This is a genomic window from Desertibacillus haloalkaliphilus (assembly GCF_019039105.1).
Lineage (GTDB): Bacteria > Bacillota > Bacilli > Bacillales > KJ1-10-99 > Desertibacillus > Desertibacillus haloalkaliphilus.
The window spans coordinates 1-389 of the sequence record NZ_JAHPIV010000290.1; the positions used below are offsets into that span (position 1 = coordinate 1).

1 protein-coding gene is annotated in these 389 nt (G+C 39.6%); it reads left to right on the forward strand.

What is annotated here, in order from left to right; translation table 11 throughout:
- The coding region (locus KH400_RS21980) for a uroporphyrinogen decarboxylase family protein (protein ID WP_281418770.1) at window positions 1-314 on the forward strand (314 nt) is incomplete at its 5' end.
- Window positions 315-389 lie beyond the last annotated feature (75 nt).

Sequence of the window (389 nt, forward strand, 5' to 3'; positions counted from 1 at the left end):
GTGTAGGAGCAAGTCATTTAGCAAACGAGTGGAATGACTTACCTCTAGATGTAGTTGGGCTTGACTGGCGTTTGTCTGTACAAGAAGCAAGAGAGCTAGGTATTAAGAAAACGGTTCAAGGAAATTTAGATCCTGCCATTTTATTAGCGCCATGGAATGTGATTGAAGAACGCGCGAAAGCAATCTTAGATCAAGGAATGAAAAATCCAAACTTTATCTTCAATCTAGGACATGGAGTCTTCCCGGAGGTTAGTCCAGATACGTTAAAGAGATTAACGGCGTTTGTGCATGACTATTCAATGAACAACAAGTAATTTGAGGTGAGGAAATGACTAAGAGAAAAATTGGCTTATTAGTAATGGCATATGGAACACCACGAAAGAAAGAAG